We start from the raw sequence: 22,409 nt of genomic DNA on the forward strand, positions 1-22,409 counted from the left end.
TTCATTAGGTTGATATCTATTAAATAAAGAACTTAAACCCATATAAGACAGCTATGAATAAGATTACGGCAATGACAGTTTTCATGAAGCTTGTACTTTCTTGTCTTGCTTCTGCAAAATTCTGCTGAATTGAGGTTGCAACGAAGGCTATATCAGTTGAAGTAGGCTTATGGCTATTAAAGGAGACTTCGCTAGCTAAGCTTGGAATATCATCAGTAAGCTCAGTCACTTGTGGCCGAAGGTGCTTCTCATACTTTTTCCAAGGATTGTCACTCTCATAAAGTTTTCGTACGCCGTAATACATATCTTCTTCAAAATAACTGTCTTGAATCCATTCATCATAATAAGCTTGCTCCCAAAACTTGGCAGGAAGTACAGTAACCTCAGCTGTTTCATCACTGATTAAAATAGGAAATGAGCTTTGCAAAATACCATTGGGTAAATGTAATCGCCAAACGAACAGACTGGTAGACTTTAGTGGTAAAGGCGTAATGCTACTAGGGATGTCAAAACCAAGCATTCTAGTATGTTCGTCAGTTATGTGCTCGGCATACTTTAATATTTCTATATCATCTGTATCAGGAATGGTATTTTTAAAAGTATAAAGTTTATGTGCAATTTCTGCTAGATAAGAAACTGGTGTTCGCCCTGTCGGATCGTATACTATTCCAGCAGGACAAGAGTATGCCTGATCAGAAGACCATAGCATTTTATTTGCTTGGACGACATGAGCCCATACTACTTTGCCTGTTTTATATAGCTTGGCCAATTGGTTGATCTGTTCATACAAGACGTCATCTTTCATCCATTTTGGAGGCATCATCTGTAAGTAAGCTAAATCCGCTCGATCTAAATTAGCAAATTCAATCTTTCTATCAAACTTCAACTCCATAATGGGTACGGGTGGCAAAGGCTGATTAAAATCTGTATTGCTTAATATAGTAGATGGAACTAGTTCCAACACACTTTGCCAAATTGTCTGGTCTTGTAATACCCCATCGTCACTAGCTATTATCAATGCTTGGTAAATCACTTGCTTAGGAACGAAAAAATCACACAAATCTTGGATATCACTATCAAACTCGACAAACATGTTTTCAGTCAGTGCGGCCTGTTCCCCTATACAATGATCGCTTGCATCAGAGTACCAAACTGGGGCTTCTCTACGAGCTCGCCCAATGACTTCACCTAAATAATAGCTCAATATCTCAATAGTCGAGCTATTGTGCAGCGGGTATTCTGAAGAAAAGATTCGATGTTCTGTAAAGTCAGGCAGTCTATTTTTAACCGTTAGCAACCACTCATCAACTCGCTTGAGACTATTTATTGAATAATCAAGATTGCAGTTACGAAGCTCTCTTCCATATTTAAAGTCCTGATGTCTGGTCAAATCATCTGACTTATCAGGATTCGCCTGTTCTGACATACCAGAGAAAAAATCATCTAACGTTAAGAGCACATTTACTGTTTCAACAGTCGGTTGATTAGACGTAAGGAATGGCTTTTGCGAGTTAATAGAATCAGTGTAATTTAGCATGTTGTTGTCTTAGAAGATGTGAGATTGAGTGACATGGTTTTATCCCAGTGCAATAACACGACAAATCGTAGCATTTAGCTAATTTGTCGTACCGTTTTATATACTATGATTCTCTATTTTATTTTTATAGTTATATAGTAAAAATTTTTTATAAATATTACATCTAGGTTAAGTCTGTAAATAACTTTCCTCTAATCCATGATTTTTTGGTACTTTTATCATGAAATAGCAATTAGTTTATGTGGTGCGTTTAGCAAGACCTACATTCATTATGCCTTATTGATTAACAAAAACTTTAAACTCGTCGTCATTCTCAATTTTCATCATCTCTAATTTTTCGTTAGTTAACTTTTCGATATAATCGTATAGCATTTCATTTGGAAATACTCCATTACTTGCTTTTAAGTCTAGCTGTGTAATTATCTCACAATTTTTTGTAGCTTCTTCAATTTCAAATGCATGGCAAACTCCTCCTACAAAGCTCTCTCGAATAGATACTAGGTAGCTAATAACGTCCTCTAGATCATGACCATTATTTTCTAGAAAATTCTTAAAAGATTTATCTCTAATTTTAATAGCTTCTGAGGATAATTTTTTACAAATCCAGTAACTTCCAAATCCTGATTTTTCAGAATCATCTATGATTTTTTTAATTTTTGGATGTTTTGCCTTATTGATATAAACGTCATCAACCGATAAACCAGTCGCCCACATTCCACCTTGAAAATATTTAGCCAAAGCGAAACTTGCATATTCAATATCTTTATAGTTGTTTGTTAAAAAAATATTGAAATTTATCTTCAATTTTTCCTCAGCTACTGCTTTCCTGCTATTTTCATAAGCCTGATATAAAAAAAGTAATAAAATAATTATACCAATAGAAATAAGCCAAATCATAATACTTCCAATAATGTAAGCTTTAAAGTATGTTAACTATAATTGAATTTATGGCTATAATAAAACAGTATTAGCTCTAAAACCAAAAATAAAACCATAAAAAAAAGCCACCAGATTTCTCCGGCAGCTCTTTTTAAACGCTAATTAAGTTAGATTTATTACACCAAACCATTTACCGCATCAACTACAGCGTCAGTCGTAATACCAAACTCTTTGTATAACTGGTCTGCAGGTGCAGATTCGCCATAAGTGGTCATGCCGATGACTTTGCCATCTAGACCAACGAACTTATACCAGTAATCTACATGCGCCGCTTCGACTGCGACACGAGCACGGATATTGGCAGGCAATACCGCTTCACGGTAGTCATCATCTTGCTCGACGAAAATCTCAGCACACGGCATAGAGACCACACGCACGCCAACACCATTTGCGCTCAACGCTTCATACGCTTCCATCGCTAGGCCAACTTCTGAACCAGTAGCGATGATGATGGCTTGTAGCTCGCCTTGTTCTTTCGCCAGTACATAACCACCTTTGGTGATGTTGGCTACTTGCTCACTATCACGCGCTTGATGTGGCAAGCTCTGACGGCTAAAGATCAATGCTGATGGATTGTTTGCAGATTTGATTGCTTCTACCCAAGCACTTGCAGATTCAGTCGCATCACACGGACGCCATGTGCGTAGATTTGGCGTGGTACGTAAGCTAGTCAATTGCTCAACTGGCTGATGCGTTGGGCCATCTTCACCCAGACCGATAGAGTCATGCGTATAGACATGGATAACGCGCTGCTTCATCAATGCGCCCATACGTACCGCGTTACGTGCGTATTCCATAAACATCAAGAACGTCGCTACGTAAGGGATAAATCCGCCATGCAAGGCGATACCATTGGCAATCGCGGTCATACCGAATTCGCGTACACCATAATAGATATAGTTGCCGCCAGCGTCTTTTTCGATACCTTTAGCGCCTTTGAATAGCGTGAGGTTCGAGCCAGCTAAATCCGCTGAACCGCCTAGCAATTCTGGCAATAATGGCTGCAAAGTATTGATGGCATTTTGACTGGCTTTACGACTGGCGACATCACCGCCCGCTTCTTGCGTTTGCTGAATATAGGCTTGTGCTTGATTATCAAAGTCAGCAGGCAAATCACCATTTAAACGGCGTAACAACTCAGCTGCTAGTTCAGGATATGCTTTCTTATAAGCTTCGAAGTCAGCTTCCCAGTTCTTTTGTTGTACGTCACCTTTGGCTTTAGCATCCCACGCTTCATAGATTTCATCATCTAATTCAAACGGGGCATGCTTCCAAGACAATGCATCACGAGTCAAGGCAATTTCGTCATCACCTAACGGAGCACCATGACTGGCTGCTAGACCTTGTTTATTCGGGCTGCCCGCGCCAATCGTAGTTTTGCAAATCAGAAGACTTGGTTTAGTAGTTTCTTTAAGCGCTTGTTCAGTTGCCTGAGTGATTGCATCAGTATCATGACCATCTACTTTGATAACTTGCCAGCCGTAAGATTCAAAACGCGCTTGCGTATCATCAGTGAACCAGCCTTCGACATTACCATCGATAGAGATACCGTTGTCATCATAGAAGAAGACTAGCTTGCCAAGACCTAACGTGCCAGCCAATGAGCAAACTTCATGACTGATACCTTCCATCAAGCAACCATCACCTAAAAACGCGTAGGTGTTATGGTCAACGATGTTATGGCCTTCACGATTGAACTGTGCGGCTAGGGTTTTTTCAGCGATAGCAAAACCAACGGCATTAGCAATACCTTGACCTAGTGGACCAGTAGTTGTCTCGACACCTGGTGTATAGCCAAGCTCAGGATGACCTGGGGTTTTTGAATGCAACTGGCGGAAACCTTTCAGGTCATCGATGCTCAAATCATAACCAGATAAATGCAGCAATGAGTAAATAAGCATTGAGCCATGACCGTTCGATAAGACAAAGCGGTCACGGTTGTGCCACTGTGGATCGGTTGGGTTGTGCTTCAAAAACTTGCGCCACAGAACTTCAGCAATATCAGCCATGCCCATCGGAGCACCTGGATGACCAGAGTTGGCTTTTTGTACCGCGTCAAACGACAGTACACGAATGGCATTGGCTAATTTACGTTCGCTAATTGGAGCTGGCATAGAGTGTCCTAATATTCAAATGAGGGGTATGGCTGATAAGAGGAGAGTTTACTCAAAGGGTAATAAAATAAGGACGCAAAATGCGCCCTTACCGTGTTGGCTATAAAATCAAAGTGCAATATTAACATATTTGATGCAAGTCACGCCAAAAAATGGCATGGCTTAGCGATGAGTATTTCACAGTAATTTATATCAGTTTTATCAAACTACCCTATATTAAAAAACTGCGAGTCATCTTAGTAACTCACAGCTGGTATAAGCAAGGTAGCTATTAAACTGAAATCGTCTCAGCACCGCCCATAAACGGACGCAATACTTCTGGAATGGTGATACTGCCATCTGCGTTTTGATGATTTTCCATAACTGCCAATAGCGTACGACCAACGGCCAAACCTGAACCGTTCAAAGTATGAGCCAAGCTGGTTTGCTTGCCGTCTTTGACACGTGTGCCCATGCGGCGCGCTTGGAAGTCACCACAGTTAGAGCAGCTAGAGATTTCACGGTACGTATCTTGGCTCGGTAACCATACTTCGATGTCATAAGTCTTTTGTGCTGCAAAACCCATATCACTCGTACATAGCTGCACAGTGCGGTACGGCAGGTTCAACTGCTGCAAGATGTATTCAGCCTGTCCTGTCATCGCTTCTAGCAAGTCATCAGACTGCTCAGCCGTGGCAATATTGACCATCTCAACTTTTTCAAACTGATGCTGACGGATCAGACCACGGGTATCACGACCATGAGAGCCCGCTTCACTGCGGAAACAAGGCGTATGCGCGGTAAATTTAAGTGGCAGCTCGCTAATGTCCAAACGCTCGCCACGTACCAAGTTGGTCATGGGCACTTCAGCGGTTGGAATGAGATAGAAGTCCATGTCTTCATTGTTTGTGTGATTTTTCAATTTAAATAAATCATCTTCAAACTTTGGCAATTGCCCCGTACCTTTGAGGCTGTCTGAATTCACAATATAAGGCACATAGGTCTCAAGATAGCCGTACTTCATGGTATGCGTATTCAGCATAAATTGAATCAGTGCGCGATGCATCTGCGCCAACTGTCCTTTTAGCACATTAAAGCGACTGCCAGTCAGCTTAGTCGCCGCTTCAAAGTCCAGCATACCAAGTGTCTCGCCAATATAAGTGTGATCTTGAATCTCAAAATCAAACGTACGCGGCGTGCCCCACTTGCGAACTTCTACGTTGTCCTCTTCTGACGTACCCACTGGCACATCGGCTGCTGGAATATTAGGGATTTGCATGCCAGCTTTGGTGATGCGTTCCTGCAAAGTGCGCAGTTCATCTTCAGCAGCTTTAATCTCACCGCTGACACTTTGCATCTCAGCCAATAGCTCACTGGCATCTTCGCCTGATTTTTTTAGCGCGCCTACTTGCTTAGCACCAGCATTACGGCGCGACTGCAACTCTTCAGTTTTGATCTGCAAAGATTTACGTTCTGACTCAACGGTTTGCCAAAAATCCATGTCAAGTGCATAACCACGAGTGGCCAGTTGCTGTTGTAAATCGTTTAAATCGCCGCGTAAGAGTTTTGCATCAATCATAATAGTTGCCTGTAACACTAAAGGTGAGTAAAAGGGTTAAAAATATTATTAATATAATAATCGCTTAATGCCTGCGCCGCTATGTTTTGCATCAATATATCTTGTAGCCGCTATAATACCAAGACGCAGCAGATTTGACCATGTTTTGGCTACTTTTGACTAAGTTCTCATCTATTACTTTTATTATCTATAGAAAATCACATTTGTCTTAAATACATGGCCTAACGTTCAGCTCACCCCAATAAGCCTCGCCCCTCTCTATTAATGCCATTAATATCGCCTCTATCAGCGAACAGACCTGCTTATATGTTTCATTTAGGAATACTTTTCGGTAAGATAAGCGCATACCTTTCTTACATTTTCAGCCAAGTACCGCATAGCTGCTCCACTTTGGCGATTTAAATCCAACACTTTTAACACAAGTATTTGAGAAACCTTTATGGCTCTGTATCCTTACACGCTCCAACCTGTCGCCTTAAACCTGACTGAGGCTGAATTTCACCAAGCACAGTATGAACTGTTTGCCAGTGCCAGCCCTTCATTTGGTCTATCAAGTTTAAAGACCAAAGAGTGGATCATCATGGCGGTGGTGGTGGTACTAGCCATTGCAGGGTTAATCTTTGTCACCGGCTATTCCACGATTATCTTTTGGGTCATGTTGGTTTCAGTGGTGGTTTATCTGTTGGTTCGCACTTTAGGTTTTAAATGGTACGTCAAAAGAGAGTTCGAAAAACAAGTGGCAGATCAAGAGATGCCAGATGAAATGCGCCAAATGAAGTTGGGTGTACAAAAGCATGGCTTAGTGATGGCAATGCCCGTCAATCAACCTGATATGATGAAAAACTCACAAATGCGTGGCATGCAAATGCGCGCGAGCAACACTCAACAAGCCGTTATACCTTGGACTGCTATCAAAAGCTGGGATGAAACAGACGACTATATCTTTATGATGTTTGAGATGAAAGGTCAACAAGGCAGTCAGATTGTCCCTAAACGTCTACAAGCACAAAAATTTCCTATTGATACGGTACGTCAGCATTTGCAAGAAGTAATCCCCGTTAAAGGATTAAACCCTGAAAACTTGCAGCCACCAGCATAATGAAGGTAAGCATTTCTCTATCATTTATAGTAATGGTAGAGAGAGCCAATTATAGTTTTATAAAATAAATCATAAAATTGTATTTATTAAATTTAACTTATTAGTAATAGTTTGCTATTATTATAAGCATCAAAGGAAGAGATAGAGCTTACATTGATATATTTTATATATTGATTGACTAGAACTACTCTTCTTTATTTAATCCCGTATAACCACACTCACACTATAAGGATAATATTATGAGTAACTCTAATAACGCTACTAACCAAATCGGCCTAGAAAAAGCAGATATGAGCGCTGTAATCACTGAGCTTAATAGCTTACTATCAAGCTATCACATGTTCTATATCAACGTCCGTGGTTACCACTGGAATGTCAAAGGTGAGCATTTCTTTACTTTGCACCCACAGTTTGAAGCGCTGTATACCAGCCTACAAGTACAAATCGATGAAATCGCTGAGCGTATCTTGACGTTAGGTGGTACCCCACTCCACGCGTATAGCGACTTTACTCAGCATACGAGTATCAAAGAAGACAAAAACGTCAAAGATGGCAATACTTGTGTGAAAGGCGTAGTAACTGGCCTACAAGAGCTGATTGTAGAGCAACGTAAAGTATCAGCGTTGGCAGCAGAAAGTGAAGATCAAGGCACCGCTGACCTCGTAGATGCCTATGTGCAAGAGCAAGAAAAGCTGATCTGGATGTACAACGCTTTTTTGGGTTAATAACCATCAGATCACGATAATTTAAATAATAGTCGAATGTAGAACAATAAAAAGCACCCGATATGGGTGCTTTTTTATTATCAATAATTTTTTATTATTATCAATACTTTATAGAGTATTGATTTACTGTTGAATCCACTGACGCATTTTTTCGCGCTCTGCAGGGGTTGCTTGTAGCCAAACCTGCATAAATGCATCTAACGTGTTGGTAGAGGTATTCACACTCGTAGCCTGTCTAACAGGAGCCGTTGGCGCTATGCTGACGTTGCTTTGGGCAGTAACTGATGGCTGACCAATAGCCGCAATCGCACGCTGGTTTTGTAATTCTGCATCAGTGCTACCACCAAATACACCGCCTATCGCTTTGCCCAATCCAGCAAATAAACCACCGTCGTTGTTTGCAATGCTTTTTTGACTAGCGACAATAGTATTGTTCTGCTGCACTGCGAGGGTTGGTTGATCCGCATACTCTTTGGCTGCTTCATATTTTTCTGGTTGATTGGGCATGGTCAAGCGGTATGTCTGATTGTCTGCCAACTCTGCTGTCACGCTAATATTTCCTGAACGCAGATAATCATGTTCGTCGCGAGGTAACTGATACAGTCGGTCATATTTCGCGGTGATAGCGTGCTGACCAGGCTGCAAAGTGAATTTTTTGGTCAATGGCTGAAAGGCACTCTGTTGAACTTCTTGACCATTAATGGCGGTCACCTTGATATAGTCATCGACGAGCAAAGTAACAGCAGCATGTGAGAGCATAGACACCGATCCTGCACTAATTAGTAAGGTGCTGATGGTCAGTTTTTTTAGTAAAGAAGCATTGGTTTTCATAAGTGGTTCCATTGATAATAAAGGCATTGATAACAGCGGTATTTTGAATAAAATAAATTACATTTTGAATATTAAAAATCGAGTGGCATCGTATGTTGGTCTTGACTGGCGGCATCATTATCCACTTGCGTTTCTTGGGCAATATCTGCAAGCTCCGCCGCTAGCGTTTGCTCATCAATCGTACGCAAGGCATCACTGATTACCGCCTTAGAGATATTACTACGCCCTAAGTTTGAGAACATCGGCTGGATGTAGTTGAGCACCTCCATCATGGCACCGATACGATGCGGCCCTTCGGTAAGTAGATAATCAATAATACGCTCATCAAACTGCCAACCGCGACGACGCAAGATAGACTGCAACAAGGCTTGACGATCAGCGAGATCGTGACCATTTGGTACTTTAAAAGTAGGCGCTTGTGCCAAACGAGTGAGCAGGTCTGTCAGCTGAAACGGTAAGTCAGTGGCAGATTTATTGGCGGCAAATAATAACTGGCGCTGACCTTCACGGCTGCGATTAATGAGATGGAATAAGGCTTCTTGCCACTGACTGCTCTGCTCCAGCACTTCCAAATCATCGATTGCGATAAGGTCGAAGTTCTCTAAAGATGAGAGCACATGGACATCGGCATGAATCAATTCGTTGAGTGACAAACAAATCGCGGATTTGTCCATTTCAATGAAAGACTCACAAATAGCGGATAGTAAATGGGATTTGCCAGTAGCGGGGCTGCCAAACAGGTACAACTGACCAATCAGGCCGACATGTAGCTGCCGCACTGCATCAATAATCGACATCCAACCGGGACCGGCAAAGTCACTGAGACTCGCATCATGCTTAATGTCCAGATTGAGACTTAGCTGGGCTTCTGCCATGAATCATCAACTCGGTTTGCGTAGCGCAATAGGTAAAAAAGGAAAAAGGTTCGGTAACTTTTAAACAGGCTTAATCAAAAACGCTTAAACAGATTTGAAGTTTCAATCAAGCTTAGTCTAACCTGACAATTATCAAAACTGACGACGCTTATCAAAACCATCATAGTAACGGCTATTACCGCTACTACTGCGCCTATATATAACATATTTGCAAAATGACTGACAAGTCTTTTACTTACTAAGCTTTGTCAGTCATCATCCATCAAGCCCAAATTTCATGTTTATTATCTAATAAATTTATCAACTTTCAATGACAAGATGTTCATTATTTTTTAAATAACACCAACTGTTTCCGACCTTTATAAAAGTCCGTGGAGAGATAATAACTGTACAAATGGCGGAATAATACGTTAATGACCGCGGATACTGGTAGCGCGATAAGCATACCAACGAAACCCAGTAGGCTCGCGCCAGCTAGTACCGCGAATATGACCCATAATGGTGACAATCCAATTTTATCACCTAGTAATAAAGGCTGTAGGATATAGCCCTCTGCGGCTTGTCCCACTAAAAACGCGCCAACGATCAATGACAGATATGTCCAATTTAAGCCGAACTGGAATAAACAAGCGATAATTGCCGCGATAAAACCAATACCAAAGCCCAGATAAGGTACGAAGCTGGCGATACCAGCCACCATCCCGATAATAAGACCTAGCTCCAGCCCAATAAGTTGTAGCTGTACGGCATAAATGGCACCCAATAAAACCATCACCAACAACTGACCTTTGATAAACGCCATTAATGCCCGATCACACTCTTGGGCAATACCAATGACTTTTTTGCAGTATGGTGCTGGAATCGCCATCCTCCACATCTGCAGGCGTTTGTCCCAATTGAACAAGAAATAAAAGGTTAAAATGGGCACTAAAACAATCAATCCTGCATTATTGATAAAACTCATACTCGAAGCAAGCACTTGACTCATCATCGAGCTGGCATCAGAGAACTTATAATGCGTTTGCAGGTATTCAACCAACGTTTCAGAAACGCCCTTCGCTTCTAGTAGGGGTAAGCGAATATTGGTATTGGCGATCAACCACTGGCGTACTACCTCATTGTACCAGCTCAACACTTTAGGCAAATATTCCCAAGCCGCTTGTAGCTGATGCCACAATGTTGGTATCAACCACCAAAGCAGCAGTACCATCCCCAAGGTAATGGTAGAATAGACAATAATAATGGCTATCCAGCGTTTAATGTATTTCGAGAGACGCTTGACCAGCGGATTGAATAAATAAGCGAGCACAAAAGCAAAAATGAACGGCAGAATGACTGGTAGCATTAAATACAGCAAAACGAAGGTGATGATAAGCGCGACGACGATAAATAAACGCCGAAAAAAAGGGTCAATCGATTGGTTGATCATTAAGGGCTATCCTACAAGTAAGCTGATATCGATAACCTATCGTTAAAAGGGCAATTTTATTGCTAGCAAATAACTGTCTGGTTATCTTTACGTCTATAAATTCTAAGTGCTTTGATTCTAAGTACTTTATTATCGCAGAGTAGATAAAAAAAGCAGTCATTTTTTGTTTCTTAGCGTTTAATTTGTCGCTTATCTTTAATCTTAGCCGAATATTGGCAAGTTGCTTTGCGAGTGAGGTCTATTATTAGGTATAATGCGCCCACTATCTTCAAACCTTATAACCTTGATTTTTGCATAATCAATGACTTTACCTTTTAATTCTAATTATATTCCCCAACTGTGAGATGACTATGAGTGACAAGCCTTCGTTAAGCTACAAAGATGCCGGCGTTGATATCGATGCAGGCGATGCATTGGTTCAGCGAATCAAGTCCGTAGCAAAAGCCACGACTCGTCCTGAAGTCGTGGGTGGGTTGGGTGGTTTTGGCGCGTTGTGCCGTATTCCAACAGGTTACACCTCACCTTTATTAGTCTCTGGTACTGACGGTGTCGGTACTAAGCTCAAGCTTGCCTTACAGCTGAATCGTCATGAGACGATCGGCATCGACTTGGTAGCGATGTGTGTCAACGATTTATTGGTGTGCGGTGCTGAGCCTTTATTCTTTTTAGATTACTATGCAACTGGTAAACTCGATGTCGATGTCGCTGCTACTGTCGTCAGCGGCATTGGTGATGGTTGTAAGCTGGCTAATTGTGCACTTATCGGTGGCGAAACTGCTGAGATGCCAGGCATGTACCAAGACGATGATTACGATCTTGCTGGATTTTGTGTGGGCGTGGTCGAAGAAGCGGAAGTCATCACTGGCGAGAATGTTGCAGAAGGCGATGTTTTAATCGCTCTTGCCTCAAGCGGCGCGCATTCTAATGGCTACTCACTAGTACGTAAAGTCATCGAAGTCAGCGGTATTGATGTCACTAGCAGCAATGAGCAGTTAGATGGTCAATCTATTCAAGACGCGCTGATGGCACCGACACGCATCTATGTCAAAGCCATTAAAGCCCTACAAGATACCCTTGGCAGTTCAGCCCTTCATGCCATGTCGCATATTACTGGTGGTGGCTTAACGGATAACTTACCGCGTGTATTGCCTGAAACGCTAGCCGCTAGCATCGATACCAATAGCTGGCAGTTTTCAGAGCTGTTCACTTGGTTGCAAACCCAAGGTAATATCGAGCAAAGTGAGATGTACCGCACCTTTAACTGCGGCGTTGGTTTTGTGATTGTTGTGCCTAAAGCGCACGCTGACAAGGCAATTGAAACATTGAATGATGCTGGTGAGAATGCTTGGAAACTGGGTGAGATGATCAATCGTGAAGCCGACGCAGTGGTATACCGTTAATGTCCCTTGATCAATCAAGCCAACCCATCAAGCCGTTACGTATTGCCGTGCTAGTATCAGGTAGTGGTAGCAATCTACAAGTCTTAATAGATGCGATGCAAGCAGGCGCGCTCCCGATTGAAATAGTAGGTATCATCAGCAACCGTGAAGATGCCTACGCTATCAAGCGTGCTGAGCAAGCCAATATACCTGTCGCCGTGTTATCGCACACTGATAGCGGTAAGCGCATGGCTATCAAAACCTTTGAGAGCCATGCTAGTGCCCAATTAATGGCGTGGCAACCTGACTTAATTGTTTTGGCTGGATTTATGCGGGTGCTGAGCGGCTCATTTATCGATAATGCACCAGCACCGATGATCAATCTTCACCCTTCTCTGCTGCCTGTTTATAAAGGACTAGATACTCATCAACGAGTGTTGCAAGCGGGTGAATGTCATCATGGCTGTAGTATCCATGTCGTCACCGCTGAGCTTGATGCAGGTCAAGTGTTAACCCAAGCGGTATTGAACGTCAATATCAACGACACAGTAGAAAGCTTACAGTCACGGGTACAGAAGCTTGAACACCAGCTACTGCCGTGGACGATTTTACTGTTAGCAAAAAATGTGTTATCGCTAGAAGTAGATAACATCTCGTCAAAGGCTACAACTTACTTGCCAGCATTGCCACTACAACTATTTATAGACGTATAAAAAATTCAGTTTGCTGAGTTATTTTTTTATAACGTAATTTATATAACACAATAAAAAGCCCAGTCACTCATAACGAGTCACTGGGCTTTTTTTATTTAACGACCATTTATATTTTAAAAATATAAATGGTCATAAGCATGTTGGTATGTATTCTTAAAATACATGAACACCTTTGATGTTGACAAACTCTTTCACACCGAAGCCACCGTGCTCACGACCATAACCTGAGTTTTTCACGCCGCCAAAAGGCAGTGCAGGATTGGCAAGACCGTAACCATTGATGTAAATCATACCTGTGTCGAATTGCTCACGTGCTAAACGAATGGCTTTCTCTTCATCTTTAGAGAAAATAGCACCACCTAAACCGTAGCGACTGTCGTTGGCAATACGCATAGCATCTTCTTCGTCTTTGGCACGAATGAGTGACGCGACAGGACCAAACAATTCGTCGTCATATGCAGGCTGACCTTTTTGCACATTTTCTAGAATAGTTGCTGGGTAGAAACTGCCTTTACCTTCAGGAACTGTACCACCAACAGCGATGGTTGCACCTTTAGCCACACTCTTTTCTACTTGATCGTGGAGCTGCTCTCGTAGATCTATACGTGCTAGAGGACCGATGTCTGAACTGTCATCCATTGGGTCACCAGCTTTTGTGCCTTCAAACTTTTCGACGATGCGCTTACGGAATTCATCATACACACTATCGACGACGATAAAGCGTTTGGCAGCCACACAAGTTTCGCCGTTGTTGATCAAGCGAGCTTGAGCACAAGTTTCTACTGCCACTTCTATATCAGCATCTTCTAATACGATAAATGCATCATTTGAGCCAAGCTCTAGTACAGCTTTTTTGATCGCTTTAGCAGCTTGTTGTCCAACAATAGCACCTGCTGAGTCACTACCAGTCAATGTCACACCGCGTACTTTATCGTGTCCAATCAACGCTTCTGATTGATCATGATCAATGATAATAGTGCGGAATAAATCGCTTGGCAAGTCAGATTCGTGAAGTATTTTCTCTATCAGTAAGCCTGAACCCGTCACGTTGGACGCATGCTTTAGTAGAATACTGTTACCTGCCATCAAGTTGGCAATGGTGTAACGAAATACCTGATATGCTGGGAAATTCCAAGGCTGCATACCGTAGATAATACCGATAGGCTGATACGATACAATACCTTTTTTCATGCCTTCGATATCACGTACATCGTCCGCTAAAGAAGCAACACCATTTTCAGCCGTATAATCACAGATTGCTTTACACAGATCCAACTCTTGTAAGCTCTGGCTATAAAGCTTGCCACGCTCTTCAGTCATTAGCTTAGACAGCTCTTCTTTATATTCCATCAGCTTATCACCGATAGATTTGATAGCACGACCACGCTCTTCGTGACTCACCTTGCGCCATTCTAAAAACGCATTATGTGAGGCATCAACAATTTTGTTGACCTCATCTGTACTCATGTAATCGTAATTTTTGATCTCTTCGCCCGTGGTTGGGTTGATAGTAGTAATGTCTGACATAATTGCTGCCCTTGTTATTTGGTTTTATATATTTGAATTTTATATATTTAGTATAGTCGTGACTTTCAGTGTAGTCGTGACTTGTAATTATTTAGTTGTCACGCTGATAGAACGACATGTCGGTAAGTCGTCTTCCATCTGCAGCTATAATAACAAGGTAATCGGCGAAGAGTTTTACAATATATTGTGAAGTGTGTTGAAGATGTTAATAGTGTGACTATCTTATTAATAAATAATTAAATATTGAATAATTATTTTTAGAAAAACTAAACAAAAAAACCAGCCTAATTATAAGGCTGGTTCATGGTCTGGACGAAATACGAGCTCGATAACGGTATTTTAAGTAGTTCAATAACTGACTATATTGATTGCGTAATTGCTTAAAAACCAATTAAAACAAGTGATTAATAATGGGAATGTCTTGCGGTGGATTTTCTTCTTCGTCAACGATTTGACGTGCCACATGCATGATAAGCTGACGCAACCATCTATGTGCTGGATGATGCTGTAATAGAGGTGACCACGCCATAGTTAGCTCAAACTCAGGGATAAAAAATGGTGGTTCTTCCATCTTTATACTGTCGTTGTTGGCCTGCATTTTTGCCACACGGGTGGGCAATGTCGCGATCAAATCTTTATTGGCTGCCAGCATAGCCGGCATTTGGTAATGACGGGTAAAAACGCTGATTTGGCGTTTTTGTCCCAAACGTTGCAGTGCTTGATCGATAGAACCCAACCCACCAGATTTTTCTGGGTTGACCCCAAACCCTACACCCATCCCAGTTTTGGACACCCAAACGTGTTGCGCTTTTAGATAATTTTTGAGATTGAAGCGGTTAGCATAAGGGCTGTCAGAAGACAACAAACAGCTGAAGGTATCACGCCAGACCAACACTTGATGAAAGCTTTGCGGTATTTCATTAAAGCGGTTGATGGCCAAATCCACGCGCCCCTGCTCCATATCGCGATAAGAGACATCGGATGGCGTCAAAAAATCCAAAATAACATTGGGTGCTTCAGACCGTAATGCTTTTACCAGTTTGGGTACTAAGGTCGCCTCTGCATAGTCTGAGGTCATGATACGAAAGACACGTGAGGTACTATAAGGGCGAAATTCGGTACGTGGCTCTAGAACTTGGGTCAAGTCAGCCAATATCTCGCGGATACGAGGCTGTAGCTCAAGCGCGCGCTCAGTTGGTGTCATGCCTTCTGATGAACGTACCAGTAATGGATCGTTAAATAGTTTACGTAAACGCCGTAAAATATTGCTCATAGCAGGTTGAGTAATGCCAAGCTGCTCGGCAGCACGTGTCACGTTTTTTTCTCGTAACAATACATCTAAATGTACCAATAAATTTAAATCAACCCGCTGCAAATTCATATATATTTCTCTTTGCCTTAGAATAAATACCATTTTAAATATTGGTATTTTTAATGCTGTCATAGAGATTTATTCTCTAGAACCGCACAATATCGTTGTTTTTTTGATTAAAATTTTCTAGTATTTGCCAATTATAACGCAAACCAGTAATCATAAGACATTGTTTTTTATATATTATAACTAAATAAAATACCCAAGATAACTATCATAAATTAGATAAATCTTGGTAAGGCAGTTATAGTAAGTGACACAGACAAGTCATCATGTAAGCAAGAAACTGTCGGTTGAGATGCTGATTATAAGCCTTACTGACCAACACTATATTTTAATGGTCTATATCGATAGCAAAACATAATGAATTGACCATCAATACTACTAAATTAACTTTTAGACGATTATATTTTTTGGACGATAGCATCATTGATTATTGTAACACCTCTCATCGCCAATTATGAAATCACAACTCTATAATTGTTTTGGCAGTCTATAAAACATACTGAGTGAGCGCAAAGTTATCGCCCTGTACCAGATAATTTGTCAACTGCTGAGTTCAGCAAATTCCTTGTGTTTATAGATAGGTTTGTTTAGGGTAAGTGGAGCTACGTTTGATAGACATTTATTTTTGGCGAATATAACCATCCATCCTTTTTAATGATGTCCATTCTTATTAGATGTCGATGACGTTAATAAAATCTTATTCTATTTCTTTTAATAACAGACAGTCGTAATCATTTTTTATCACTTAATTTTTATCGTTTTTACACCCCACCAAGGAGACTATATATGTCAACTGTTTATAAGTCAGCGATCGATCTAGTACGTGAATTAAAGCAAAAACACGGTAACTGGCAAAATATCAGCGAAACTGATGCTGCACGTATGATGGCACAAAACCGCTTCAAAACCGGTTTAGATATTGCAAAGTATACTGCAAAAATCATGCGCCAAGACATGGAAGACTATGACAACGATACGTCTCAGTACACTCAGTCTCTAGGTGCTTGGCATGGTTTTGTTGCACAACAAACGATGTATGCTAAGAAAAAATACTTTGGTACTACTGCTAAAACTTACATCTATCTATCAGGTTGGATGGTAGCAGCATTACGCTCTGAGTTTGGTCCTCTACCTGACCAATCAATGCACGAAAAAACGTCAGTACCTAAGCTAATCGCAGAGATCTATACGTTCCTACGTCAAGCTGATGCTAAAGTATTGAATGACTATTTCCGTGAGCTAAACGCTGCTGAAGAAGCGGGTCAAGACACCTCAGCTATTCTAGAAAAAATCGAAAACTTTGATTCGCATGTTGTGCCAATCATTGCTGATATCGATGCGGGTTTCGGTAACGAAGAAGCGACTTACTTGCTAACTAAGCAAATGATTGAAGCTGGTGCTTGTGCTATTCAGGTTGAAAACCAAGTATCTGATGCTAAGCAATGTGGTCATCAGGCTGGTAAAGTAACTGTACCGCATGAAGACTTCATCTCTAAGATAAATGCTATTCGTTATGCATTCTTAGAGCTTGGTGTTGAAGACGGTGTTATCGTTGCTCGTACTGATTCTGAAGGCGCGTCACTTACGCAAAAAATACCAGTATCAAATGAGCCAGGCGATCTTGCTTCTAAATATATCGATTTTATCGAAATGGAAGAAGTAACGCTAGAAGATGCTCTAGAAAACGACAGCTTGCTTAAGCACAACGGCAAACTAGTACGCCCTGTTCGCTTGCAAAACGGCTTGTATCAATTCCGTGAAGACACCAACATCGATCGCGTTGTACTTGATTGCGTAACTGCTCTAGAAAACGGTGCTGATCTACTATGGATCGAAACGCCTACGCCAAACGTTGAACACATCAAAATGATGGTTGATCGTATTAAAGAAGAGCAACCAAAAGCGAAGCTTGTTTATAACAACAGCCCATCGTTCAACTGGACGCTAAACTTCCGTAAGCAAGTTATTGCAGAGTGGGAAGAAGCTGGTAAAGACGTTTCAGCATACAACAAGAATGACTTGATGAGTGCTGATTATGACGGTACTGAATTGGATGCAGCGGCTGATGAAGCGGCTAAAAACTTCCAAAAAGACGCGTCACGTGAAGCTGGTGTATTCCATCACTTAATCACCCTACCAACTTACCACACGACTGCTCTTAGCGTTCATGAACTTGCTAAAGGCTACTTCGGTGAAGAAGGTATGCTTGCTTATGCTGCTGGCGTACAACGTAAAGAAATCCGTGAAGGCATCTCTTGTGTTAAGCACCAAGCAATGGCAGGTTCTGACCTTGGCGATGATCACAAAGAAATCTTCTCAGGCGATAATGCTCTGAAAGCTGGCGGCGGCAAGAACACGATGAACCAGTTCTAATCACCGACACTTTGTAAGTAATTTTTATCAGTAAAAGTTATAAAAAAAGCCGCCCTACATCATGTAGGGCGGCTTTTTTATGGGCAGACGTTACCCACTATAAAGAATACAATCAAAAACTCAGTTGAATAACAAGCATCTCAAAAACTGACTCTCGATAGAAAACGCGCTTTAATCGTTAGAATGACGGTCATCAGTATGGCTATTACCCTTAGTTTTCATATCAGACCTACGTTTTGCGTTGAGCTTGGCGTGGTTCATACGCCTAGTACTTCTACGAAATGTGCGATACAGTGTTTTTATAACTCTATAAACCATATAAAAAACCCCTACTAATACGACAAGCCACCATAGTCTAATCAAAGTGATGGCGACTTCTCTTAACATCTCCCAACCCTCTTTGAATGCCTGACCCACTTGTGTGCTAAAGCTTGGACGTTCAGCTTCTATCAGTAGATCTATATTTTGCGTCGTTTCTTTATAACTAATATCCGGTTGCGTAAAGGTTAAGTTGATCGTACTGTATTTCACTCTATCCGCAATATTCATTTGCTCTAACTGCGCATATTCCTGCTGTTGCCGCGCCGCATAGGTGGCGGTGATCGTATCGACATTACTGGTTTGATCTTTATCATTTTTGCTATCAAGCCGTTCTTGACTGAGATCCTTTGCCATATCGCTATTGAGCTTACTTGCCAGTTGCTCACGATATATATCCAAAGTGACGTCTTGAGCTGAGAATTCCTGCTCATTCAAAAAAGCCACTTGCTGCTGTACTTGTTTTAGGAACTTGTTCACGTTTTGTCTAGGGATACGTACGGTCATCTCAGCTTGTCGATAATAGGTTGTCAAAACAACGTTCTTATCCCCTTGCACAAAACCACGACTATCACGCTCCCGATTGCTAATATGACTTGATGCAACGTAACCCTTTTGCTGATAGGTTAAACTTTCAATAGCGCTACTACTCTCTACCACATCCTCTACTTTAAAGTCAGCTGCCGCGTTGATAAGTAAGGTCTTATCTGCTATTTTTATATCAGCCGCTTGGCTATTAAGGGTTTGCTCACTATCATTAGATAGGTTTTGTACTTGTAACTTAGGTGAGTCTTCATTATTAGTATCTGATATATCAGCACCCTGATCCGCTATCTCTTCAATCGCTTGTTCCGTAGCCACATATTCGGTCTCAGCGCTACTTTGTTCTGATTCATATTCCTCATTTTGTTGACTGCAGCCACTAGCGATAATAGCAGTCAAGGCTATAACGCTACATACTTTAACCCAGGTCGCCGTTTGGAAGATGGAGTCACTGTAATCTGATGCTGACGTGTTTGATTTGAGGGCTTGTCTTACAGAAAAAGCCCCTGTCTTTTTTAGCCTCGTTTTCATCGCTGTAACTCCATTTTATCTTACTTTTGTTTAATTCCTTGCCTTGATTATAATGATTATTTGCCAAAAGTATATTGCTAAGCATAAAACGCATGCAAACTGTCAAAATTTCACTTGTCATTATGAGGCAGCTTTCATACGATGTTAGTCAGTTGACTATGATTCTCGAACTATAATTATCGAACCACTAATACCTGACTATCTATGATTATCGAAATTTGATTACCTGACTAGGAAAATACGATGCAAGAAATAGAGCTGAAGTTTTTGGTGCCAGAATCGCGGTTAAAAGGTTTGATGCGTCAAACGCACGTTAAATCGTCACAAGTACTGCAACTGGCGGCACACTATTACGATACGCCTGACCAGCAGCTTGCACAAGCAAGTATAGGCCTGCGTATTCGCAAAGAAGGTGATACATGGGTACAGACTATCAAAGCGGGTGGTGATGGGATTGCGGCGCGCTTAGAGCATAATGCCGTGCTCGATAATGAGCAAGTACAAACGATGCTCGATAATCATGAGCTCATGCCTGATTTGACAATATATGAAGACACTCCAATCGCTGAGGCATTGGCTGATTTTAAACTCAAAAAGCTAGCAAAGACGCTAACACGACTTTATGTTACTGACGTCGAGCGCACTACGCGGTTGCTAACAGAAAGTAATGAGGATGAAACCGATAATTGTATCGAAATGGCTTATGATCAGGGAGAAATTATTCATGGTACTGATGAAACTCGGCGCAAAGCCATTCGAGAGATAGAGTTTGAATTGGTGTCAGGAGATTTAGATTTTCTATTTACGACTGCCAAAACATGGTGCAAGCGCTATAAGCTGTGTCTATCTACCGTCACCAAAGCCGAAAATGGCGGCTTACTTATTAATGAGCAGAGCCACAGTCCTGCAGTCAACGCAAGCCTAAGTCAATTGCAAATAGACAAAGACAGCAGTGCACCTGGCTTTATACGTGCGGTAGTACACAATTGCTTATTGCAGATACTACCAAATAGTAGTGCTATCGTCGCTGGCAGCATAGATGATAATCATACTTTACAATTACGGATTGGTATTGATCGCTTGCGTACTGCGTTGAAAGCATTTGTCGACTTCTCTGATGAAATTAACCCTGAATGGCTGCCGATACTTAATCAAACTGCGAACTTACTTAGCGATTATTATCAGCTTTCTTATATCAATGCACAGATCGAACCTGAGCTACAAGCATGTGGCGCGCCTGCCGTTGACTGGACGACAGATATCGAAAATATTAAAATTACACCCATTAATACGCTGCAAGCTAATGATTTTCAAATAACCTTGCTAGAGCTAATTGCCTTTACCATGAGCGACCCAAGCATTGAACCTCAGACTGATCAGCTTGCCCGCGACAAGATGGAAAAAGTCCTCTCCAAACAATATAAAAAATGCCTTAAAACCAATAAAAAAACTGACGAAGTAAGTGTTACCGAGCTTATGAGCGATGATGTAGACGAAGACATCGCTCATAATGACCAACCTGAAAGCGAGTTGCTCAATCAGTTAAGAGATTTGCGTTACATCAGTGAATTCTCCGTACCTTTACTAAGTAAGAAAAAAGCTAAGAAGAAAACCAAACGTTGGCTAAAACGGCTGATAAAAGCGCAAAAAGCGTTAGAACAACTGAACGATGATAATCAATATCAGCAGTTCTACAATCTAAAATCAACAACAGATGCTAATGCTTTATATGGCGCGGGTTGGTTTGCAGCCATACTGACTGATGACCAAAGTCATATTGACGCACGTTTAGCAAAATTTGCGGACAGCTCAACGTTTTGGTAGTAGTAATATTATTTTTAAGACGGACACTACTCTCATAAAATAAGAACGTTCCATAAAAAATACAGCTTGTTGTATAACAGGCTGTATTTTTTTATCGTATTTAAATAGTGTCTATCAGCGCCATGGCTAAATTTGTACGCAACACGACCTAATCAACAACGATCGTAACGGGCATGCCCTCTTCGACTTGTTCAAACAGCTCAATAATGTCTTGATTACGCATACGGACGCAGCCGTGTGAGTAAGGTGCGCTCATCGGTTCGCTGTCTGGCGTGCCATGGATATAGATATAGCGCTGATAAGTATCACAGCTGCCTTGGCTGTTTCTGCCTTTATTAACGCCTTCCTCAAGACCGCTTAACCATAAAATACGGCTCAGTATCCAGTCGCGCTCAGGATGTAGTACGCCAAAATCCGCACTATACACTTCGCCTGTAGGGACACGCCCTATAAACACAGCATTCATAGGCTCGCTACCACCTATTTTCTGTTCAATGGTATGCCTACCGAGCGGCGTGCAACCACTATCCTGCTGACTACCAATACCATTCTTTGCAGTGGAGACTACGTATCTCACAACCTCAGTCTGCTGCTGGTACATCGTTAATGTTTGCTCAGCGATATTAATCACGAGTTGTTTATCAAGCGTCTTATTATTGGTCATAAATGCTTCCGACTATCAGTCATTCATCAGATTACTATCAAGGTTATTAGCA

The 22,409-nt window shown here is 41.5% G+C and carries 17 protein-coding genes; 6 read left to right on the forward strand and 11 right to left on the reverse strand.

Annotated features, from left to right (window positions below):
• Positions 1–19: 19 nt before the first annotated feature.
• From IOD06_RS03360 to serS, 4 genes are all read right to left on the reverse strand, one after another.
• Positions 20–1,537, reverse strand: a complete 1,518-nt coding sequence (locus tag IOD06_RS03360) for a hypothetical protein (protein WP_194619107.1) — start codon at positions 1,535–1,537, stop codon at positions 20–22.
• Positions 1,538–1,813: 276 nt separating this feature from the next.
• Complete coding sequence (locus tag IOD06_RS03365) at positions 1,814–2,434, reverse strand: hypothetical protein (protein WP_194619109.1); 621 nt, start codon at positions 2,432–2,434, stop codon at positions 1,814–1,816.
• 158 nt (positions 2,435–2,592) lie between these two features.
• A complete protein-coding gene (tkt, locus tag IOD06_RS03370) occupies positions 2,593–4,590 on the reverse strand; it encodes a transketolase (RefSeq protein WP_194619110.1) in 1,998 nt (665 codons plus the stop codon).
• Between the two features lie 271 nt (positions 4,591–4,861).
• Positions 4,862–6,148, reverse strand: a complete 1,287-nt coding sequence (gene serS, locus IOD06_RS03375; protein WP_194619112.1) for a serine--tRNA ligase — start codon at positions 6,146–6,148, stop codon at positions 4,862–4,864.
• Positions 6,149–6,587: 439 nt separating this feature from the next.
• Here serS and IOD06_RS03380 point away from each other — a divergent pair, with 439 nt between their 5' ends.
• Both IOD06_RS03380 and IOD06_RS03385 read left to right on the forward strand, forming a co-directional pair.
• Positions 6,588–7,247: a YcxB family protein gene (locus tag IOD06_RS03380; protein WP_010196398.1), complete on the forward strand. Its 660-nt coding sequence runs from the start codon at positions 6,588–6,590 to the stop codon at positions 7,245–7,247.
• A gap of 239 nt (positions 7,248–7,486) precedes the next feature.
• Positions 7,487–7,972, forward strand: coding sequence for a Dps family protein (locus IOD06_RS03385; protein WP_189580173.1), 486 nt, complete (start codon positions 7,487–7,489; stop codon positions 7,970–7,972).
• Between the two features lie 123 nt (positions 7,973–8,095).
• Here the strand turns inward: IOD06_RS03385 and IOD06_RS03390 are convergent, their stop codons facing one another.
• From IOD06_RS03390 to IOD06_RS03400, 3 genes are all read right to left on the reverse strand, one after another.
• Positions 8,096–8,803: a DUF2057 family protein gene (locus IOD06_RS03390; RefSeq protein ID WP_189580170.1), complete on the reverse strand. Its 708-nt coding sequence runs from the start codon at positions 8,801–8,803 to the stop codon at positions 8,096–8,098.
• Between the two features lie 71 nt (positions 8,804–8,874).
• Positions 8,875–9,678, reverse strand: a complete 804-nt coding sequence (gene hda, locus IOD06_RS03395; protein WP_010196392.1) for a DnaA regulatory inactivator Hda — start codon at positions 9,676–9,678, stop codon at positions 8,875–8,877.
• A 325-nt stretch (positions 9,679–10,003) separates the two neighbouring features.
• On the reverse strand, positions 10,004–11,107 hold the full coding sequence (locus tag IOD06_RS03400) for an AI-2E family transporter (RefSeq protein ID WP_194619114.1): 1,104 nt from the start codon (positions 11,105–11,107) through the stop codon (positions 10,004–10,006).
• A 350-nt stretch (positions 11,108–11,457) separates the two neighbouring features.
• On the opposite strand from IOD06_RS03400, the gene purM reads away from it, so the two are divergent.
• Both purM and purN read left to right on the forward strand, forming a co-directional pair.
• The gene (purM, locus tag IOD06_RS03405) at positions 11,458–12,507 is read left to right on the forward strand and encodes a phosphoribosylformylglycinamidine cyclo-ligase (protein ID WP_194619116.1); all 1,050 of its coding nucleotides are present in this window, start codon (positions 11,458–11,460) and stop codon (positions 12,505–12,507) included.
• Positions 12,507–13,199 carry a phosphoribosylglycinamide formyltransferase gene (purN, locus tag IOD06_RS03410; RefSeq protein WP_194619118.1) on the forward strand — a complete coding sequence of 231 codons (693 nt, stop codon included), beginning with the start codon at positions 12,507–12,509 and terminating at the stop codon, positions 13,197–13,199. Before purM ends, purN begins: the two co-directional genes overlap by 1 nt.
• Before the next feature lie 153 nt (positions 13,200–13,352).
• Here purN and IOD06_RS03415 read toward each other — a convergent pair whose 3' ends face one another.
• A complete protein-coding gene (locus IOD06_RS03415) occupies positions 13,353–14,726 on the reverse strand; it encodes an NAD-dependent succinate-semialdehyde dehydrogenase (protein WP_189580158.1) in 1,374 nt (457 codons plus the stop codon).
• A gap of 391 nt (positions 14,727–15,117) precedes the next feature.
• Complete coding sequence (locus tag IOD06_RS03420; RefSeq protein WP_010196381.1) at positions 15,118–16,107, reverse strand: LysR family transcriptional regulator; 990 nt, start codon at positions 16,105–16,107, stop codon at positions 15,118–15,120.
• 783 nt (positions 16,108–16,890) lie between these two features.
• Between IOD06_RS03420 and IOD06_RS03425 the strand changes: the two genes are divergently transcribed.
• On the forward strand, positions 16,891–18,477 hold the full coding sequence (locus IOD06_RS03425; RefSeq protein WP_189580155.1) for an isocitrate lyase: 1,587 nt from the start codon (positions 16,891–16,893) through the stop codon (positions 18,475–18,477).
• 171 nt (positions 18,478–18,648) lie between these two features.
• On the opposite strand, the gene IOD06_RS03430 is transcribed toward IOD06_RS03425, so the two are convergent.
• Positions 18,649–19,869, reverse strand: coding sequence for a DUF4349 domain-containing protein (locus IOD06_RS03430; protein WP_194619120.1), 1,221 nt, complete (start codon positions 19,867–19,869; stop codon positions 18,649–18,651).
• 243 nt (positions 19,870–20,112) lie between these two features.
• Between IOD06_RS03430 and IOD06_RS03435 the strand changes: the two genes are divergently transcribed.
• Positions 20,113–21,693, forward strand: a complete 1,581-nt coding sequence (locus IOD06_RS03435) for a CYTH and CHAD domain-containing protein (protein ID WP_194619122.1) — start codon at positions 20,113–20,115, stop codon at positions 21,691–21,693.
• 148 nt (positions 21,694–21,841) lie between these two features.
• On the opposite strand, the gene IOD06_RS03440 is transcribed toward IOD06_RS03435, so the two are convergent.
• Positions 21,842–22,357 (reverse strand): L,D-transpeptidase, encoded by a 516-nt coding sequence (locus tag IOD06_RS03440; protein WP_194619124.1) that lies wholly within the window; start codon positions 22,355–22,357, stop codon positions 21,842–21,844.
• Positions 22,358–22,409 lie beyond the last annotated feature (52 nt).

This window comes from Psychrobacter sp. N25K4-3-2, from assembly GCF_015351755.1.
Lineage (GTDB): Bacteria > Pseudomonadota > Gammaproteobacteria > Pseudomonadales > Moraxellaceae > Psychrobacter > Psychrobacter glaciei.

Coding starts and splice junctions, on each gene's coding strand:
- purM (WP_194619116.1), top strand. CDS start 11,458: ATGAGTGACAAGCCTTCGTTAAGCTACAAAGATGCCGGCGTTGATATC.
- purN (WP_194619118.1), top strand. CDS start 12,507: ATGTCCCTTGATCAATCAAGCCAACCCATCAAGCCGTTACGTATTGCC.
- serS (WP_194619112.1), bottom strand. CDS start 6,148: ATGATTGATGCAAAACTCTTACGCGGCGATTTAAACGATTTACAACAG.
- IOD06_RS03435 (WP_194619122.1), top strand. CDS start 20,113: ATGCAAGAAATAGAGCTGAAGTTTTTGGTGCCAGAATCGCGGTTAAAA.
- IOD06_RS03390 (WP_189580170.1), bottom strand. CDS start 8,803: ATGAAAACCAATGCTTCTTTACTAAAAAAACTGACCATCAGCACCTTA.
- IOD06_RS03360 (WP_194619107.1), bottom strand. CDS start 1,537: ATGCTAAATTACACTGATTCTATTAACTCGCAAAAGCCATTCCTTACG.
- tkt (WP_194619110.1), bottom strand. CDS start 4,590: ATGCCAGCTCCAATTAGCGAACGTAAATTAGCCAATGCCATTCGTGTA.
- hda (WP_010196392.1), bottom strand. CDS start 9,678: ATGGCAGAAGCCCAGCTAAGTCTCAATCTGGACATTAAGCATGATGCG.
- IOD06_RS03420 (WP_010196381.1), bottom strand. CDS start 16,107: ATGAATTTGCAGCGGGTTGATTTAAATTTATTGGTACATTTAGATGTA.
- IOD06_RS03385 (WP_189580173.1), top strand. CDS start 7,487: ATGAGTAACTCTAATAACGCTACTAACCAAATCGGCCTAGAAAAAGCA.
- IOD06_RS03440 (WP_194619124.1), bottom strand. CDS start 22,357: ATGACCAATAATAAGACGCTTGATAAACAACTCGTGATTAATATCGCT.
- IOD06_RS03400 (WP_194619114.1), bottom strand. CDS start 11,107: ATGATCAACCAATCGATTGACCCTTTTTTTCGGCGTTTATTTATCGTC.
- IOD06_RS03365 (WP_194619109.1), bottom strand. CDS start 2,434: ATGATTTGGCTTATTTCTATTGGTATAATTATTTTATTACTTTTTTTA.
- IOD06_RS03430 (WP_194619120.1), bottom strand. CDS start 19,869: ATGAAAACGAGGCTAAAAAAGACAGGGGCTTTTTCTGTAAGACAAGCC.
- IOD06_RS03380 (WP_010196398.1), top strand. CDS start 6,588: ATGGCTCTGTATCCTTACACGCTCCAACCTGTCGCCTTAAACCTGACT.
- IOD06_RS03425 (WP_189580155.1), top strand. CDS start 16,891: ATGTCAACTGTTTATAAGTCAGCGATCGATCTAGTACGTGAATTAAAG.
- IOD06_RS03415 (WP_189580158.1), bottom strand. CDS start 14,726: ATGTCAGACATTACTACTATCAACCCAACCACGGGCGAAGAGATCAAA.